Raw genomic sequence first — 15,973 nt, forward strand, 5'->3', positions numbered from 1 at the left:
TGTCGTTTTTCCGGGGACGGCCGCCCTGTCAAGGGTGGCCGAAGGCCATCGCGAAGCGACGCGACGAAGGAGCGCCCTTGACAGGGCGGACGGCCACGGAAGGACGATGGGACGGACGGGCAACCACCCCGACGCACCCAACGCCACCGGTCCAGTGGGTCCGGCCGCCTCCACCCCCGCCCCGCATTCGCGCTCCGGTCCAGTGGGCCCACCCACCCCACCCCCACCCACGCCCCACGCCCCACCCCTATCGTGGCCCCCATGACCGCCACCACGTACCGCGCCTTCGCCGATGCACTTCGCAGCCAGCGGGTCTGGGACCGGGCGTTGCCCGGGTTCGATGTGAGTGCGGTGCCGGAGCAGCCGGTTGCGTTGTTCCACGAGTGGTTCGTGTCGGCCGTGGAGGCCGGGCAGGAGGAGCCGCACACGATGACGTTGGCCACCGTGGACGCGGAGGGGCTGCCCGACGTGAGGACGTTGATGCTGCACGACGCCGACGACAACGGGTGGCACTTCGCTTCGCACGTGACGAGTGCCAAGGGACGGCAGCTGGCCGCCCGGCCCGGGGCGGCGCTGCACTTCTACTGGCCCGCCGTCGCCCGTCAGATCCGGGTCCGCGGGCGCGTCAGCGCCGGCGGACCGGGGGCCATCCGCTCCCGCGGCGCGCTCGCCGCCGCGCTCACCGGGCGGCAGAGCGAGGTGCTGGACAGCGTGGAGACGCTGGTCCGGGCGTCGGAGACGGCGTGGGAGCGGGCCGGGGCCGAGCCGGACGCCGTCGCCCCGACCTGGACGGCGTACGTGCTGGACCCGGAGGAGGTCGAGTTCTTCCAGGGCGACGCCATGCGGCGGCACGTCCGGCTGCGCTACCGGCGCGCCGCCTCCGGCGGCTGGACCCGCGAGCTGCTCTGGCCCTGAATCCGCGGCTCAGGCGGCCCGGGGCCGGAACACCGGCACGGACAGTCCGCCGGTCTCCGGCCGGAAGGCGACGGTGAGCGGCATCCCGATGCGCAGGTCGGCCTCGGCGCAGTCGATGACCTCCGTCATCATCCGCGGCCCCTCGGCGAGGTCGACCACGGCGGCCACGTACGGTACGCGCCCGCCGAAGGGGGGCAGGTCGTTGCGGTGGACGACGGACCAGGTGTAGAGGGTGGCCGGGCCTTCGGCCTCCTGCCAGCGGACGGTGTCGCCGTCGGCCCAGCAGTACGGGCAGAACTCGCGCGGGTAGTGGTGGGTGCGGTCGCAGGCGGCGCAGTGGCGCAGCAGCAGCCGGCCCTCGGCGGCGGCGTCCCAGTAGGGCCGGGTGAACTCGTCCACGTCGGGGAGGTCGAAGCGCGGGCCGCCGCCGGGCTGGGGTGCGGGGGTCACAGGAACAGTCCGATCGCCGCGTCGAGGGACCAGGTCTGCCAGCTCATGGCGAGGAGGGCGACGAGCGAGATGAGCGCCATCATCGCGTTCTGCCCCTGCTCGGCCCAGTCGTGGATCATCAGCACCAGGTACAGGAGGTTGAGTACGAGCCCGCCGGCCAGGGCGATCGGGGTGAGGAAGCCGAGGACCAGCCCGAGCCCGAGGGCGAGCTCGGCGTAGACGACGACGTACGCCATCAGCCTCGGGCGGGGCTCGACGACCTTCGCGAAGCCGGTCTTCACGAACGGCCACCGGTGCTTGCCGGCGACGTCGGCGGCCCAGGCTATGCCGGTGCCGCGTTCGAACCAGCCCTTCTTGTCCTTGTGCCGCCAGCTCTCCAGCCACCACAGGCCGAGGCCTATGCGGAGTACGGCCAGCCATTCCGCGCCGGTGAGCCAGATGGCCTGTGTCTGCACGCGGGCCCCTCCCTCCCTCTCGATCTGACGGTACGTCAGTTCAGCGGATCCGGAGCCGCAGCGCAAGGGCCCGCACGCACCGGCCACGAACCACCCCCACGCCTCCCCCACACCACCCCCACGCCTCCCTCACCCCCTCCCGCACCTCCCCACTCACCCCTCCCGCGCGCCGTCGTGACCGATCCGCAACCGATTCCCCGCTTGACCGAGACCCATCAACGCTGCGTGGCGATACGCTCACACTTCATGCCCGCAGTCCCGCCCCCCGCGCCCGACATGACCACCCAGCCCCGCCCCGTGTACGTGATCGGCGGCGGCCCCGGCGGTCTCGCGGCGGCCGCCGCGCTGCGTGCGCGCGGGGTCCGCGCGGTCGTCGTCGAGAAGTCGGACGAGGTGGGGGCCTCCTGGCGACGCCACTACGACCGCCTCCGGCTGCACACCACCCGCCGCCTCTCCGGGCTGCCCGGCCTGCCCGTCCCGCGCCGGTTCGGCCGCTGGGTCGCCCGCGCCGACGTGGTGCGCTACCTGGAGGCGTACGCCGAGCACCACCAGCTGGAGCTGGTCACCGGCGTCGAGGTGACCCGGATCGAGCGCGCCGCCGACGGTGCCGGCTGGACGCTGCACGCGACCGGCGGCCGTGAGCTGGCCGCCTCCGCCGTCGTGGTGGCCACCGGCTTCAACCACACCCCGTCGGTGCCCGACTGGCCGGGCCGGGACACGTACACCGGCGAGCTGCTGCACGCCTCCGAGTACCGGAACCCGTCCCCCTACGCCGACCGCGACGTCCTCGTCGTGGGCGCGGGGAACACCGGCGCGGAGATCGCCGCGGACCTGGCGGGGGACGGCGGACCCGGCCGCAGGCGGGCGCGCCGGCTGCGCCGCCCGAAGGTCGCCGGGGCCCGGGCCGGGGCCGCGGGCGGGCGGCCCGAGGTGCGGGCCCGGCGGGTGCGGCTGTCGGTGCGCACCGCCCCGCACATCGTGCGCCGGTCCACGGCCGGCTGGCCGGCGCAGCGCTCCGGGATCCTGGTGCGCCGGCTGCCGGTGCGGCTGGTCGACCGGATCAGCGCCCTCCAGGCCCGGGTGGCGATGCCCGACCTGTCGGCGTACGGGCTGCCCCGCCCCGAGACCGGCCTGTACACCCGGGTGAAGCAGGGCGCGATCCCCGTGCAGGACGTCGGCCTGGTGGCGGCGGTGCGCGCCGGGCGGGTGGAGCCGGTGGCGGCCGTGGCGGCCTTCGACGGCGACGAGGTGGTGCTGGCGGACGGTTCGCGGATCACCCCGGAGGTGGTGATCGCCGCCACCGGCTACCGGCGGGCCCTGGAGGGGCTGGTCGGGCACCTCGGCGTACTGGACGCGCGGGGGCGGCCGGTCGCGCACGGTCCGCGGTGCGCGCAGGGTGCGCCGGGGCTCTACTTCACCGGGTTCACCAACCCCATCAGCGGCATGTTCCGCGAGATGGCCATCGACGCCGAACGCATAGCGAAGGCGCTGGAGCGTGACCCGGCGCGGCGCGAGGCGCGGCGTGCGGCCCGGCGCGCCGCCCGGCGCGCGAAGCGCCATCCGGCCCGCCCGGTGACGCCCCGCTCCTGAGCCGCCCCCCGGCGGCGGTGACGCCCGGTCCGTGACGGCCACGCAGGCCCGCCGCCCGAATCTTCTGCAGCCCTGTTCCTGACGGCCCGTCAGTTCAGTAACCTGATTACGCGTCAGTTTACTGAACAGTTCTGACTTTCGACCGTCGTTGTGTGTACGTCACCGAGCAGGAGCGGGCGGAACGATGCTTGGATCTACTCACGGCACCCTCACCACCGACTTCCGCGCACGCGTCGAGGCCTGCGGGGAGCAACCCCGGGCCGCCGTCCACTCCTCGGCGGTCGCACCGGCCACCGAGGAGGCGGGCGCGCTGGACGTCAGCGGACGGCCCCTGCACGCCGACGTGCCCGACCTGGACCGGTTCTTCCGGCCCGAGTCGGTGGCCGTCATCGGCGCCTCCGACGCCGACGGCAGACCCAACGCCGGCATCACCCGCCAGCTGATCGCCTGGGCGGAACGCGTCGGCGCCCGCGTCCACCCCGTCCACCCCACCCGCACCAGCGTCTTCGGCCTGCCCTGCCACGCCTCGGTGGCCGCGCTGCCCGAGCAGGTGGACCTCGCCGTACTGCTGGTCGCCGACCCGTTGCCGGTCATCGAGGAACTCGCCGAAGCCAAGGTCAGGTTCGCCGTGGCCTTCGCCTCCGGCTTCGCCGAGACCGGCGAGGAGGGCAAGGCCGCCCAGGCCCGGCTGGCCGCCGCCGTACGGCGCTCCGGACTGCGCCTCCTCGGCCCCAACACCAACCTCAACGCCTTCGAGGAGTTCCGCGAGGACCTCGACGGCCCGGCCATCGCCCTGATCACCCAGTCCGGGCACCAGGGCCGGCCCGTCTACACCCTCCAGGAACTCGGGATCCGGCTCTCGCACTGGGCGCCGACCGGCAACGAGGCCGACCTGGAGACCGCGGACTTCATCTCCTACTTCGCCGAACGGCCCGAGGTCGGTGCGATCGCCTGCTACGTCGAGGGGCTCAAGGACGGCCGGTCCTTCCTGCTGGCCGCCGACCGGGCCGCCCGCAACGGCGTCCCCGTCGTCGCCGTCAAGGTCGGCCGGACGGAGACGGGCGCCCGGATGGCCGCGTCGCACACCGGCAAGCTCACCGGCGCCGACACGGTCGTCGACGCCGCCATGCGCCAGTTCGGCGTCATCCGGGTCGACGGCCTGGACGAGCTCCAGGACACCGCCGCGCTGCTGGCCCGCGCCCGCAGGCCCCGCGCCGAGGGCGTGGTCGTGTACTCGATCTCGGGCGGCACCGGCGCGCACTTCTCCGACCTGGCGACGGAGGCGGGACTGCCGATGCCCGCCCTGTCCGCCGCCAAGCAGGCCGAGCTGCACCAGTGGATCCCGGAGTACCTGAACGTCGCCAACCCCGTGGACAACGGCGGCCACCCGGTCGGCGACTGGCGCGGCCGCAAGATCATCGACGCGATCCTCGCGGACCCGTCCGTCGGGGTGCTGATCTGCCCCATCACCGGGCCGTTCCCACCCATGAGCGACAAGCTCGCCCAGGACCTCGTGGACGCGGCCGAGGAGACGGACAAGCTCGTCTGCGTGGTCTGGGGCTCCCCCGTCGGCACCGAGGACGCCTACCGCACCACCCTGCTGGGCTCCTCCCGGGTCGCCACGTTCCGTACGTTCGGCAACTGCATCACCGCCGTACGCGCCTACCTCGACCACCACCGCTTCACCACCGGCTACCGCTCCCCCTTCGCGGACGCGCCCCGCACGCCCTCGCCCTCGTACCGCAAGGCGCAGGCCCTGATGCGGCCGGGACAGCAGCTCAGCGAGCACGCGGCGAAGCAGCTGCTGCGCGCCTACGGCATCCGCGTGCCGCGCGAGCAGCTCGTGACCAGCGCGGCCGCGGCGGTCCGGGCGGCCGGACTGGTGGGCTACCCGGTGGTGATGAAGGCGTCCGGGCCACAGCTCGCGCACAAGACGGAGCTGGGGCTGGTCAAGGTCGGGCTGACCTCGGCCAGCCAGATACGCGACGCGTACCGGGAGCTGACGGACATCGCCCGGTACGAGAACGTGCCGCTGGACGGGATCCTGGTCTGCCAGATGGTGGAGCGGGGCGTGGAGATGGTCGTCGGGGTCACCCAGGACGACCTCTTCGGCCCGACGGTCACGGTGGGGCTGGGCGGGGTCCTGGTCGAGGTACTGCGGGACGCGGCGGTCCGGGTGCCTCCGTTCGGCGAGGACCAGGCCCGGGCGATGCTCCGCGAGCTGCGCGGCCACGCCCTGCTGGAGGGGGTGCGCGGCGCGCCGCCGGCCGACGTGGACGCGCTGGTGGAGGTGGTGCTGCGGGTCCAGCGGATGGCGCTGGAACTGGGCGACGAGCTGTCCGAGCTGGACATCAATCCGCTGATGGTGCTGCCGCGGGGGCAGGGGGCGGTGGCGCTGGACGCCCTGGCCGTCTGCCGCTGACGGAGCGGGGCCGTACGCGTCGGAGCCGGGCCGTACGCGTCGGAGCCGGGCCGCACATCAAGCCCGAGCGGCGCTCGAGCGGGCCCCGGCGGAGCCACAGCCGTACGGCCGTACCGCGAAGGACCCACGAGCCACCCGCCCCCGGACACAGGAGCACGCCGCATGAGCGAGACCGACCCCACCGTCCTGCACCGCACCGAACACGGCGTCTCGTGGATCACGCTCAACCGCCCCGAAGCCATGAACGCCATCACCCCGGCACAGCGCGAGCGCGTCATCGCGCTGCTCGGCGAAGCGTCCGCCGACCCCGCCGTCCGGGCCGTGGTGGTCACCGCCACCGGCAAGGGGTTCTGCGCGGGCGCGGACCTGCGGGGCGGTGCCGCCGCCGGTGAGCGGGTCGCCGGTGACGTCGCCCGGATGATCCGGCTGGGCGCGCAGCGGCTCGTCACCGCCGTGCTGGACTGCGAGAAGCCGGTGCTCGCCGCCGTCAACGGCACCGCGGCCGGGCTCGGCGCCCACCTCGCCCTCGCCTGCGACCTGGTCGTGGCGGCCGAACCGGCGCGGTTCATCGAGGTGTTCGTACGCCGCGGCCTGGTGCCCGACGGGGCGGGCGCCTATCTGCTGCCCCGCCTGGTGGGCCCGCAGAAGGCCAAGGAGCTGATGTTCTTCGGCGACGCCCTGCCCGCCGCGGACGCCATGCGCCTGGGCCTGGTCAACGCGGTCGTCCCGGCCGGCGAGCTGGAGTCCACCGCGCGGGCCTGGGCGGAGCGCCTCGCCCAGGGCCCGACGCGGGCCATCGCCCTGACCAAGCAGCTGGTCAACGCCTCGCTGGACGGTGACCGCGCGGCCGCGCTGGCCGCCGAGGCCACCGCTCAGGAGATCAACATGACCACGGCCGACGCCAACGAGGGCGTGGCCGCGTTCGTGGAGCGGCGCGCGCCCAAGTACCGGGGCTGCTGAAACAGGCGGCGGGGCGGGGCCGGAGCCGGACGCGGGCCGGCCCTCAGCCCATCCGCGGGTCGGGGCGCAGTACGGCGAACACCGCGCCGGCCCGGTCGCCCAGCCACGCGATCCGGCCGACGTCGGGCACGTCCACGCCGGGCATCAGGACCGAACCGCCGGCCCCGGTGACGGCCGTCGTGACGGCGTCGACGTCCGCGACGGCGAAGTACGGCACCCAGCGGGTCTCGTCGCTGTCCTGGAGGGGGGCGACCCCGCCGAAGGAGCCGTCCTGCTGGTCGCCCTCGCCGACGCTGAGGACCTCGTACGTCATGCCGGGCGCGTCCATCGGCTGGGAGCGCCAGCCGAACAGGGTGCGGTAGAAGGCGATGGCGGCGGCGGTGTCGCCGGTGTGGAGTTCCGCCCAGCAGAGGGTGTTGGTCTCCGAGGCGACGTCGAGCCCCTTGGTCCGGCCGGGCTGCCAGACGGCGAACTCGGCGCCCTGCGGGTCGGTGAACTGGGCGAGCCAGCCCTCCCCCATGACGTCCATGGGTTCGGCGCGGACCTGTCCGCCGCCCTGGGCGACGGCCTTGGCGGTGGCCTGGATGTCCGGGGACTGGAAGTAGATCATCCAGGCGGACTCGGCTCCCTGGTCCATGAGCGGCCCGAGGGCGGCGACGGTCCTGCCCTCCCGCTTGAAGAACCCGTACCCCTCCGCTTCGGGGCCGGCCGAGACGAACTCCCAGCCGAAGACGGCGCGGTAGAACTCGGCGGCGGCGGTGTCGGGGCTGCCGAGGTCCAGCCAGTTGGGTGAGCCGGTGCGGAAGTCGGTGCCGAGCATGGTGTCCTCCGGGGTCCGTTGGGGTGACCCCGCCACGATGCCCATCCGGCGGTGACGGGGCCGCACGTCTGCCCCTGCCGGCGGCCGGATTCACCCGGTGGGACCACGCCGGACGTGCCGGTGCCCGGCTCCTGGGGGGGGGAGGAGCCGGGCACCGGGGTCTGGGGCGGGCCTCGGGGTCAGCCGTCGGGGTCAGCCCTTGGGGGAGATGAAGCCGAGGACCGGGCCGGCGCCGACCGGGCTGGAGGCGGTGTCCCAGCTGAACCAGCCGCTGCGCTGGACCCGGCGGCTCTCGTTGCCGCCGACCGTCTGGATCTGCTTGCCGTCGGCGGAGACGGCGACGACCAGGTTGACGTGCTGGACGCGCCCGTCCGCGGCACTGCCGTCGTAGTCGTAGACCACGGCGTCGCCGACCTTGGGGGCGGTGGTGTGCCAGGTGCCGTGGCGCTTGCCGTACTCGTAGAGGCTGACGGCGCGGGCGTCGAGCTCGCGGACGTAGTCCACGTCGTTGCCACCCCAGACGTACTTCACGAACTCGGCGCACCAGGCGCTCGGGTGGTCGAAGGTGGGGTAGTCGGAGAAGTTGTTGCCGACCTCGGCGGCGGCGTCGCGGGCGATGTCCTGGCCGAGGGTGTTGACCGTCTTGCAAGTGACGGTGGAGGGGGCCGCGGAGATCAGCTTCTGGGTCCAGCCGGAGACGTCGACCGGGTCGTCGTTGTGGTAGGTGATGTCGGCGCCGCTGCCGTCGGAGACGTTGGCGTCCTTGTACCAGTACAGGGCGTCGGTGGCGGCCATCTTGCCGTAGATGAACCCGCCGCCCGGGGAGACGAGGGCGTCGAAGCCGGACCAGCCGGAGGCCTTCAGCTCGTCGCCCTTCCACACACCGGAGATGATCTTGTAGGAGAGCAGGCGGCCGTCGGCGGTGCTGGCGATCAGGCGGTCCTTCCCGACCGCGGTGAGGGTCTTGAGGACGAAGCCCTTGCCGATCTCGTCGCGCTGGCCGATGTGCTGGGAGCCCTGCGGCTTGTCCTGGGACACCAGGTACTGGATGAGGGTGCCGTCGGCGGTGGTGCCGTAGAGGTGGCCGAACCCGTCGTAGGTGAGCTTGTCGTGGGTCCAGCCGCTGTCGGCGATCCGCTCCTTGCCGGCCAGGACCAGCGACTCGTTGTTGGTCTGGATGTCCACGCGCCACAGCTCGCCGGCGGTCGAGGTGACCAGCACCGTGTTGAAGTTCAGCGTCGCCATCGCCTTGGGCTCGAACCCGAGGTCCGCCCCGATCAGGGTCTTGATGCGGTTGCCGTTGAGCGGGTTGATGGCCGTGTAGGTCAGGCGGCCGTCCGGGAGAACACCGTAGACGGACGTCGTGCCGGAGCAGATCTGCGATTCGGCGGCGGTGGCCGTGGCGGTACCGGCGCTCACCAGGCCGAGGGAGAGCGCTCCGGCGGCGAGGGCGGTGGCGGCGGTGCGGAGGGTCTTGGACGAGGCGAAGGACGCGAACACGGGTGTTTCTCCTGTTTTCGGGCAGCCCTGGGTGCGACGGGGCGCGCGGAAGTCTGAGGGGGAGGGAGAGGTGAAGGCGGCGGGGGGCCGAGGGGCGGCCTAGTACCAGCCGGTGTCCTGGGAGTGCTTCCAGGCGCCGCACGGGCTGCCGTAGCGGCCGTCGATGTAGTTCAGGCCCCACTTGATCTGGGTCAGCGGGTTGGTGCGCCAGTCGTCCCCGTAGGCGGCCATCTTGGATCCGGGGTTGGCCTGCGGGATGCCGTACGCCTCGGAGGAGGGGTTGTCGGCGTCCCAGCGCCAGGTGCTCTCCCTGGTCCACAGGCTGTTCAGGCAGTTCCACTGCGCGTCGTTGGCCCAGCCTGAGTCGTACCTGTTCATCAGGTCGCGGGCGGCGGCCTTGACCTCGGTGACGTTCTCCCGGTCGACGGTGTCGACCGAGGTGGTGCACTTGAAGGTGTCGGGCTGGGCGGAGAGCAGCTTCTGGGTCCAGCCGTTCGCCGTGACGGGGTCGTTGGCGTGGTAGGTGATGTCGGCGCCGCTGCCGTCGGCGAGGTTGCCGTCCTTGTACCAGTACAGGCCGTCGGCGGCGGTCTTGCCGTAGTACAGGCCGCCGCCCGGGGAGACGAGGGAGTCGAAGCCGGCCCAGCCGGAGGCCTTGAGGTCGTCGCGGTGCCAGCTGCCGTCGGACCTGATCAGGTACGAGAACAGCTTTCCGTCGGCGGTGGTGGCGACGAGGCGGTCGTCGGCAGCCGCGGCGAGGGTCTTGAGGACGAAGCCCCTGCCGATCTCCTTGCGCTGGGCGATGTGCTGGGAGCCCTGCGGCTTGTCCTGGGAGACCAGGTACTGGAGGAGCGTGCCGTCGGCGGTGGTGCCGTAGAGGTGGCCGAACCCGTCGTAGGTCAGCTTGTCGTGGGTCCAGCCGCTGTCGGCGATCCGCTCCTTGCCGGCCAGGACCAGCGACTCGTTGTTGGTCTGGACGTCGACGCGCCACAGCTCGCCGGCGGTCGAGGTGACCAGCACCGTGTTGAAGTTCAGCGTCGCCATCGCCTTGGGCTCGAAGCCGAGGTCCGGGCCCACCCTCACCCGAAGCAGGTTGCCGGTGGAGGGCTGGATGGCGCTGAACGTCAGCCGTCCGTCGGGCAGGACGCCGTAGACCGACACCGTGCCGGAGCAGGTGGTGGCCGCGGCTGCGGGCGGGGCGCTCACGACGGTGGTCGCGGCGGTGGCGGTCAGCAGACCGGCGAGAGTGGCGGCGGAGAGCGTCACCCCCGTGGCGCGACGGACGTTGCGGCGGTCTGCGCGGGGCGAGGCTGGGCGCCGGATGGCGGTGGTCATGTCGATTCCCCCTGGAGCGCCACCGCTTGGTGCGGTGACGAATGGCGAGCGTGGTGCGGTGGTGCGAGTGGTGCGGTGGCGGTCCGGTCGCTCGCCCCGCGGTGGCTCGCTTCCTTCCGACAGCCCCTAGCCAACCGGCTCGGAGGGGGCGCGGGAAGGGCTTCCGGGCGGCCCGAAGCGGCCGTGGCCCCTTGTGTCCGGGGGCGCGTCGGCAGGGCGGGCAGGCCCCCGCGGCTTCCTTTCTGACGCACCGTCAGCTTAAATCGACGGTGTGATGGGACACGCAGGGATGGCGGCCACCGTCGTCCGATACCTCAGGTCAGTCGGCTCCGCGACCTCCGCGGAACCGGTACCCGTGGACGCGCACCCGCGGCCCCACCTCCGGGCGGTCGGCGCGGACGAACGCGCTCCGGTGGGACCGGCGGAGTTCCGGGCGGTGCTCGGCAACTTCGCGAGCGGGGTCACGGTCATCACCGCGCCCGGCGGCGACGGGGACGCGGGACCGGCCGGCTTCGCCTGCCAGTCCTTCGCCTCGCTCTCGCTGGAACCGCCGCTGGTGACCTTCATGGTCGCCCGTACGTCGACGACCTGGCCGCGGATCGCGCGGGCCGGGGTGTTCTGCGTGAACGTCCTGGGCGCGGACCAGGGGGAGCTGTGCCGCGCCTTCGCGGTCAGCGGGGCGGACAAGTTCGCGGGGGTCGACCACGCGCCGGCGCCGGTCACGGGGTCGCCGCGGCTGGCGGGGGTGCCGGCGTGGATCGACTGCCGGGTGCACGCGGTGCACACCGGGGGGGACCACCTGATCGTGGTGGGGCGGGTCGAGGCGCTGGGCGCGGAGGGTGAGGGCGACCCGCTCCTCTTCCACCGCGGCCGCTTCAGCCGCCTCGCACCGTAGCCGGCTCCGGCCCCGCGACCACGCCCGGCCGGGCACCCCAACCCCGAGCTGGGGGCACCTCCCAGCGGTAGCTGGGGGACGCTTGAGCGGGCCCAGCGGAGGCGCCGCCCGGCCACATGGGGCTCCGCCCCAGCACCCCGCGCCTCAAACGCCGGCGAGGCTGAAATAGCCCGCCAGCACCTACCCGCCGGACCCAAGGCCGCGCAGCGGCACTTCAAGTCCGAGCTGGGGGCACCTCCCAGCGGTAGCTGGGGGACGATTGAGCGGGCCCAGCCGGAGCCCCGGCAGGCGGGGCCCGCACGCCCGCCGAGGCGCACCCCGACCCGGGGCCGCGACGGGGCCGGGGCCGGGCGCGGCCAGGGGCGGGGACGGGCCCGGCCGGAACGGGACAGGGCCGGGGCCGGGGCCGGGCCAGGGTCAGGGGAAGGTGAGGACGCCGCGGGCCACGCGGCCGTGGTGCGCGTCGGCCGACGCCTTCGCGAAGTCCTCGACCGGGTAGACCGCCGTCACCAGCTCGTCCAGCAGCAGCCTCCCCTCCAGGTACAGCCGCGCGTACAGCGCGATGTCCCGCTGCGGACGCGAAGAGCCGTAGCGGCAGCCCAGGATGGACTTGTCCAGGTACATGGACGAGACCTGGAACGACGCCTCCTCCGCGAACCCGGGCACGCCCAGCAGCACCGCCTGCCCGCGCCGGTCGAGGAGGTCCACGGCCTGCCGGATCAGCTTCACGTGGCCCACGCACTCGAAGGCGTGGTCCGCCCCGGTCGGCAGCAGCTCCTTCACCGCGGCGACCGTGTCCTCCACCGCCGACGCGTCCACGAAGTGCGTCGCGCCGAACTGCCGCGCCACCCCCTCCTTCGCGGGGTTCGCGTCCACCGCCACGATCACCGAGGCCCCGGCGATCCGCGCACCCTGGAGCACGTTCAGGCCGATCCCGCCCGCGCCGATGACCACCACCGTCTCGCCCCGGTCCACCCCGGCCCGGTTGAGGACGGCACCCACCCCCGTCAGTACCCCGCAGCCGATCAGCGCCGCCGAGGTCATCGGCACCGCCTCCGGGATCTTCACGGCCTGGACCGCCTTGACGACGGTCCGCTCCGCGAACGCCGAGTTGGAGGCGAACTGGAACAGCGCCTGCCCGCCCCGCGAGAACGGCCGGCCCGGCATGCCGATCGCCTTCCGGCACATCGTCGGCCGGCCCCGGTCGCAGTCCGCGCAGGCCCCGCAGTTCGCCAGGGTGGAGAGGGCGACGTGGTCACCGGGCTCCACATGGGTCACGCCCGGTCCCACCGACTCCACCACCCCCGCCCCCTCGTGCCCCAGCACGACCGGCGCCGGGAACGGGATCGTCCCGTCGATCACCGACAGGTCGCTGTGGCACAGTCCGGCCGCCGCGATCGCGACCCGCACCTCCCCCGGCCCGGGGTCCCGCACCTCCAGGTCGTCGACCACCCGCGCCTGCTTGCCGTCGAACACGACGCCTCTCAACTGGACCTCCTGGGCTCCTTGGGGAGGCCGAGCACCCGCTCGGCGATGATGTTCCGCTGGATCTCGTCCGAACCGCCGTAGATCGTGTCGGCGCGTGTGAACAGGAACAGCCGCTGCGCCTCGTCCAGCCCGTCCTCGTACGCCCCGCCCGGCGCCCGGTCCGGTACGCCGGCGGAGGCCGCCGCGCCCCGGACCGCGACCGCGAGCTCGCCGAGCCGCCGGTGCCAGCCGCCCCACAGCAGCTTGGCGACGCTCGGCGCCCCGGGATCCCCCGGACCGCCGCCGAGCGTGCGCAGCGCGTTCCAGCGCATGGTGCGCAGCTCGGCCCACTGCCGGACCAACCGGTCGCGCAGCACCGGGTCGGCGGCCTGCGGGGAGTCCAGGAACGACCGGACCACCCGGTCGAGCTCGGCGGCGAAGCCGATCTGCTGGACCAGGGTGGACACGCCCCGTTCCAGCGCGAGCAGCCCCATGGCCACGGCCCAGCCGTTGCCCTCGCCCCCGACGAGCTCCTCGGCGACGGCGCCGTCGAAGAAGACCTCGTTGAACTCGGCGGTGCCGGAGAGCTGGCGGATCGGCCGGACCTCGACGCGGCCCGGCTGGTCCATCGGCACCAGCAGGAAGGACAGGCCGTGGTGCCGCCGGGAGCCGGGCTCGGTGCGGGCCAGGACGAAGCACCAGTCGGCCTCACGGGCCAGCGAGGTCCAGATCTTCTGCCCGGTGACCCGGTGGCGCGTGCCGTCGCGGACGGCGGCCGTGCGCACGCCGGCCAGGTCCGAGCCGGCGTCCGGTTCGCTGTACCCCTGGCACCACAGCTCCTCGCCGCGGGCGACCGCCGGCAGGAACCGCTCCCGCTGCTCCCGGGTCCCGTACGCGATCAGGGTGGGCGCGAGGAGGTTCTCGCCGATGTGGCCGACGCGGCCGGGGGCGCGCACCCGCGCGTACTCCTCCGCCCACACCACCTGCTGGACGAGCGTGCCGCGCCGCTGCCCGTACGCGCCCTCGGGGGCCTCCCAGCCGAGGCCGATCCAGCCGCCGCGGCCGAGCTCCCGTTCCCATTCCCGGCGGGCGGCCACGCCCTCGTGTTCGCTGCCCGGTCCGCCGAGGCCGGTGGCCCCGGCGAAGGGCCCCACCAGGTGCCCGTCCAGCCAGTCGCGCGCGGCGGCCCGGAACTCCTCGTCCGCCGCCGCGAAGCCGAAGTCCACGCGGATTCCCCCTACGCGTTGGGCCGGTCCTTGGCGGCCGCGGCCTTGGCCATGGCCTCCAGCTGGGCCAGCATCGGCATGGGGTCGGTCCCCACGGTCCCGGGCAGGAAGTCGGCGATCCGTTCGGGGGTCCAGGCCCCGTCGGCGTAACCGGCGCGGAGCTCCCGCGGCTGCGCCCACACCGCGATCTTCGGGCCGGCGATCGTGTAGACCTGCCCGGTGATGCCCTCCGCCCGGGCCCGGTCGGACAGCAGGTAGGTGACGAGCGCGGCGACGTCCTCGGGCTCGCCGATCTCCTTCAGCTCCATGGGCACGTTGGCGGACATGCGGGTCCGGGCCACGGGGGCGACCGCGTTGGCGGTCACCCCGTACTTGTGGAGGCCGAGTGCGGCGGAGCGGACCAGCGAGATGATCCCGCCCTTGGCGGCCGAGTAGTTGGCCTGGGCCACGCTGCCCTGGTGGTTGCCGCTGGTGAACCCGATCAGGGTGCCGGAGCCCTGCCTGCGCATGACGGCGGAGGCAGCCCGGAAGACGGTGAAGGTGCCCTTGAGGTGGGTGGCGACCACGGGGTCCCACTCCTCCTCGCCCATGTTGAACAGCATGCGTTCGCGCAGGATGCCGGCCACGCACACGACTCCGTCGATCCGCCCGTACTCGGCGAGGGCGGTGTCCACGATCCGCTGCCCGCCCGCCATGGTGGAGATGTCGTCGGCCACCGCTACGGCCTGCCCGCCGCCCGCGGTGATCTCCTTCACCACCGACTCGGCGACCTCACTGGTCGGTTCCCCGCCCTCGATGGACACCCCGTAGTCGTTGACGACGACCTTCGCGCCCTCGGCGGCGGCGGCGAGCGCGACGGCCCTTCCGATGCCCCGGCCGGCGCCGGTGACCGCGACGACCTTGCCTGCCAAGAAGTTCCCCACGTCCGGCCCCTTCCCGTTTTCTGACGGACCGTTAGATTCTATGGCCTGTCAGATGTGGGCGCACAAGACCTCAGGAGGCACCGTGTCCATGCCGGCCGAGTTCCACGACATCGCCAAGCGCGTGAACAACTGGGGCCGCTGGGGCGCCGAGGACGAGATCGGCACGCTGAACCTGATCACCCCGGACGTGGTGCGCGCGGCCGCCGCCGGGGTACGGACCGGGCGCCGCGTCCCGCTCGCCCTCCCGCTCAAGGAGGACGGCGTACAGGCGGGCCTGATCCCGGGGCGGATCAACCCGCTGCACACCATGGTCCAGATCAACCAGGAGCTCTTCGGCCCGGGCACGGTGGCCTGCAGCGACGACACCGTGACCATGGGCCTCCAGGCGGCCACCCACTGGGACGCCCTGACCCACGTCTCCCACTCGGGCCGGATCTACAACGGCCGGCCCGCCGACTCGATCACCGCGCACACCCGCGCCCGGTACAGCGGCATCGACAAGGCCACCCCGATCGTCTCGCGCGGCGTACTGCTCGACGTGGCCCGCGCCAAGGGGCTGGACCGGCTGCCCGGCGACCACGCCGTCACCCCCGCCGACCTGGCCGAGGCGGAGGAGTTCGGCCGGGTGAAGGTGCGGGCCGGCGACGTCGTACTGGTCCGCACCGGGCAGATCCAGAGCTACCTGGCGGGCGACCGGCACGGTTACGGCTTCCCCTCGCCCGGCCTCTCCCTGCACACCCCGGAGTGGTTCCACGCGCGCGACGTGGCCGCCGTCGCCAACGACACGCTCACCTTCGAGATCTTCCCGCCCGAGATCGAGAACCTGTGGCTGCCGGTGCACGCCCTGGACCTGGTCGAGATGGGCATGCACCAGGGCCAGAACTGGAACCTGGAGACGTTGTCCACAGCCTGTGCAGAAGAGGGCCGGCACAGCTTCCTCCTCTCCGCCATGCCCGAGCCCTTCGTCGGCGGCACCGGCACCCCCGTCGCACCGGTGGCGGTCCTCTGATCCGGG

Annotated in this window: 14 protein-coding genes; 6 read left to right on the forward strand and 8 right to left on the reverse strand. The window is 73.5% G+C overall.

The annotated features are described in order from the left end of the window. Positions 1–261 precede the first annotated feature (261 nt). A complete protein-coding gene (locus ACFY61_RS24155) occupies positions 262–915 on the forward strand; it encodes a pyridoxal 5'-phosphate synthase (protein WP_389474958.1) in 654 nt (217 codons plus the stop codon). A gap of 9 nt (positions 916–924) precedes the next feature. Here ACFY61_RS24155 and ACFY61_RS24160 read toward each other — a convergent pair whose 3' ends face one another. Beyond that, positions 925–1,365 (reverse strand): Zn-ribbon domain-containing OB-fold protein, encoded by a 441-nt coding sequence (locus ACFY61_RS24160; protein ID WP_389474960.1) that lies wholly within the window; start codon positions 1,363–1,365, stop codon positions 925–927. Then, entirely contained in the window at positions 1,362–1,820 is a 459-nt protein-coding gene (locus ACFY61_RS24165; RefSeq protein ID WP_389474962.1) for a DoxX family membrane protein, read from the reverse strand. Before ACFY61_RS24165 ends, ACFY61_RS24160 begins: the two co-directional genes overlap by 4 nt. Positions 1,821–2,066: 246 nt before the next feature. On the opposite strand from ACFY61_RS24165, the gene ACFY61_RS24170 reads away from it, so the two are divergent. From ACFY61_RS24170 to ACFY61_RS24180, 3 genes are all read left to right on the forward strand, one after another. After that, on the forward strand, positions 2,067–3,410 hold the full coding sequence (locus ACFY61_RS24170; RefSeq protein WP_389474964.1) for a flavin-containing monooxygenase: 1,344 nt from the start codon (positions 2,067–2,069) through the stop codon (positions 3,408–3,410). A 184-nt stretch (positions 3,411–3,594) separates the two neighbouring features. Then, positions 3,595–5,832: an acetate--CoA ligase family protein gene (locus tag ACFY61_RS24175; RefSeq protein ID WP_389474966.1), complete on the forward strand. Its 2,238-nt coding sequence runs from the start codon at positions 3,595–3,597 to the stop codon at positions 5,830–5,832. Positions 5,833–5,994: 162 nt separating this feature from the next. Then, entirely contained in the window at positions 5,995–6,792 is a 798-nt protein-coding gene (locus ACFY61_RS24180) for an enoyl-CoA hydratase/isomerase family protein (RefSeq protein ID WP_389474968.1), read from the forward strand. A 43-nt stretch (positions 6,793–6,835) separates the two neighbouring features. Here the strand turns inward: ACFY61_RS24180 and ACFY61_RS24185 are convergent, their stop codons facing one another. The 3 genes from ACFY61_RS24185 to ACFY61_RS24195 all read right to left on the reverse strand — a co-directional run bounded on the left by ACFY61_RS24185 (position 6,836) and on the right by ACFY61_RS24195 (position 10,447). After that, positions 6,836–7,612, reverse strand: a complete 777-nt coding sequence (locus ACFY61_RS24185) for a VOC family protein (protein WP_389475310.1) — start codon at positions 7,610–7,612, stop codon at positions 6,836–6,838. Between the two features lie 192 nt (positions 7,613–7,804). Beyond that, positions 7,805–9,112 (reverse strand): CHAP domain-containing protein, encoded by a 1,308-nt coding sequence (locus ACFY61_RS24190; RefSeq protein ID WP_389474970.1) that lies wholly within the window; start codon positions 9,110–9,112, stop codon positions 7,805–7,807. A gap of 99 nt (positions 9,113–9,211) precedes the next feature. Then, positions 9,212–10,447 (reverse strand): tachylectin-related carbohydrate-binding protein, encoded by a 1,236-nt coding sequence (locus tag ACFY61_RS24195; RefSeq protein ID WP_389474972.1) that lies wholly within the window; start codon positions 10,445–10,447, stop codon positions 9,212–9,214. A gap of 289 nt (positions 10,448–10,736) precedes the next feature. On the opposite strand from ACFY61_RS24195, the gene ACFY61_RS24200 reads away from it, so the two are divergent. Beyond that, entirely contained in the window at positions 10,737–11,342 is a 606-nt protein-coding gene (locus ACFY61_RS24200) for a flavin reductase family protein (RefSeq protein ID WP_389475312.1), read from the forward strand. 417 nt (positions 11,343–11,759) lie between these two features. Here the strand turns inward: ACFY61_RS24200 and ACFY61_RS24205 are convergent, their stop codons facing one another. From ACFY61_RS24205 to ACFY61_RS24215, 3 genes are read right to left on the reverse strand one after another with little or no spacing between them, the layout of a single operon-like run. After that, positions 11,760–12,830: a Zn-dependent alcohol dehydrogenase gene (locus tag ACFY61_RS24205; RefSeq protein WP_389474974.1), complete on the reverse strand. Its 1,071-nt coding sequence runs from the start codon at positions 12,828–12,830 to the stop codon at positions 11,760–11,762. Beyond that, positions 12,827–14,035: an acyl-CoA dehydrogenase family protein gene (locus tag ACFY61_RS24210; RefSeq protein ID WP_389474976.1), complete on the reverse strand. Its 1,209-nt coding sequence runs from the start codon at positions 14,033–14,035 to the stop codon at positions 12,827–12,829. Before ACFY61_RS24210 ends, ACFY61_RS24205 begins: the two co-directional genes overlap by 4 nt. A gap of 11 nt (positions 14,036–14,046) precedes the next feature. Continuing rightward, positions 14,047–14,958, reverse strand: a complete 912-nt coding sequence (locus ACFY61_RS24215; protein WP_389474977.1) for an SDR family oxidoreductase — start codon at positions 14,956–14,958, stop codon at positions 14,047–14,049. A gap of 82 nt (positions 14,959–15,040) precedes the next feature. On the opposite strand from ACFY61_RS24215, the gene ACFY61_RS24220 reads away from it, so the two are divergent. Continuing rightward, complete coding sequence (locus ACFY61_RS24220) at positions 15,041–15,967, forward strand: cyclase family protein (RefSeq protein ID WP_389474979.1); 927 nt, start codon at positions 15,041–15,043, stop codon at positions 15,965–15,967. Positions 15,968–15,973 lie beyond the last annotated feature (6 nt).

Source organism: Streptomyces sp. NPDC012888, from assembly GCF_042900645.1.
GTDB lineage: Bacteria > Actinomycetota > Actinomycetes > Streptomycetales > Streptomycetaceae > Streptomyces.

Excerpts from the sequence above, each read along its gene's own strand:
- ACFY61_RS24200 (WP_389475312.1), top strand. The coding sequence starts at position 10,737 with ATGGCGGCCACCGTCGTCCGATACCTCAGGTCAGTCGGCTCCGCGACC.
- ACFY61_RS24175 (WP_389474966.1), top strand. The coding sequence starts at position 3,595 with ATGCTTGGATCTACTCACGGCACCCTCACCACCGACTTCCGCGCACGC.
- ACFY61_RS24155 (WP_389474958.1), top strand. The coding sequence starts at position 262 with ATGACCGCCACCACGTACCGCGCCTTCGCCGATGCACTTCGCAGCCAG.
- ACFY61_RS24180 (WP_389474968.1), top strand. The coding sequence starts at position 5,995 with ATGAGCGAGACCGACCCCACCGTCCTGCACCGCACCGAACACGGCGTC.
- ACFY61_RS24195 (WP_389474972.1), bottom strand. The coding sequence starts at position 10,447 with ATGACCACCGCCATCCGGCGCCCAGCCTCGCCCCGCGCAGACCGCCGC.
- ACFY61_RS24185 (WP_389475310.1), bottom strand. The coding sequence starts at position 7,612 with ATGCTCGGCACCGACTTCCGCACCGGCTCACCCAACTGGCTGGACCTC.
- ACFY61_RS24170 (WP_389474964.1), top strand. The coding sequence starts at position 2,067 with ATGCCCGCAGTCCCGCCCCCCGCGCCCGACATGACCACCCAGCCCCGC.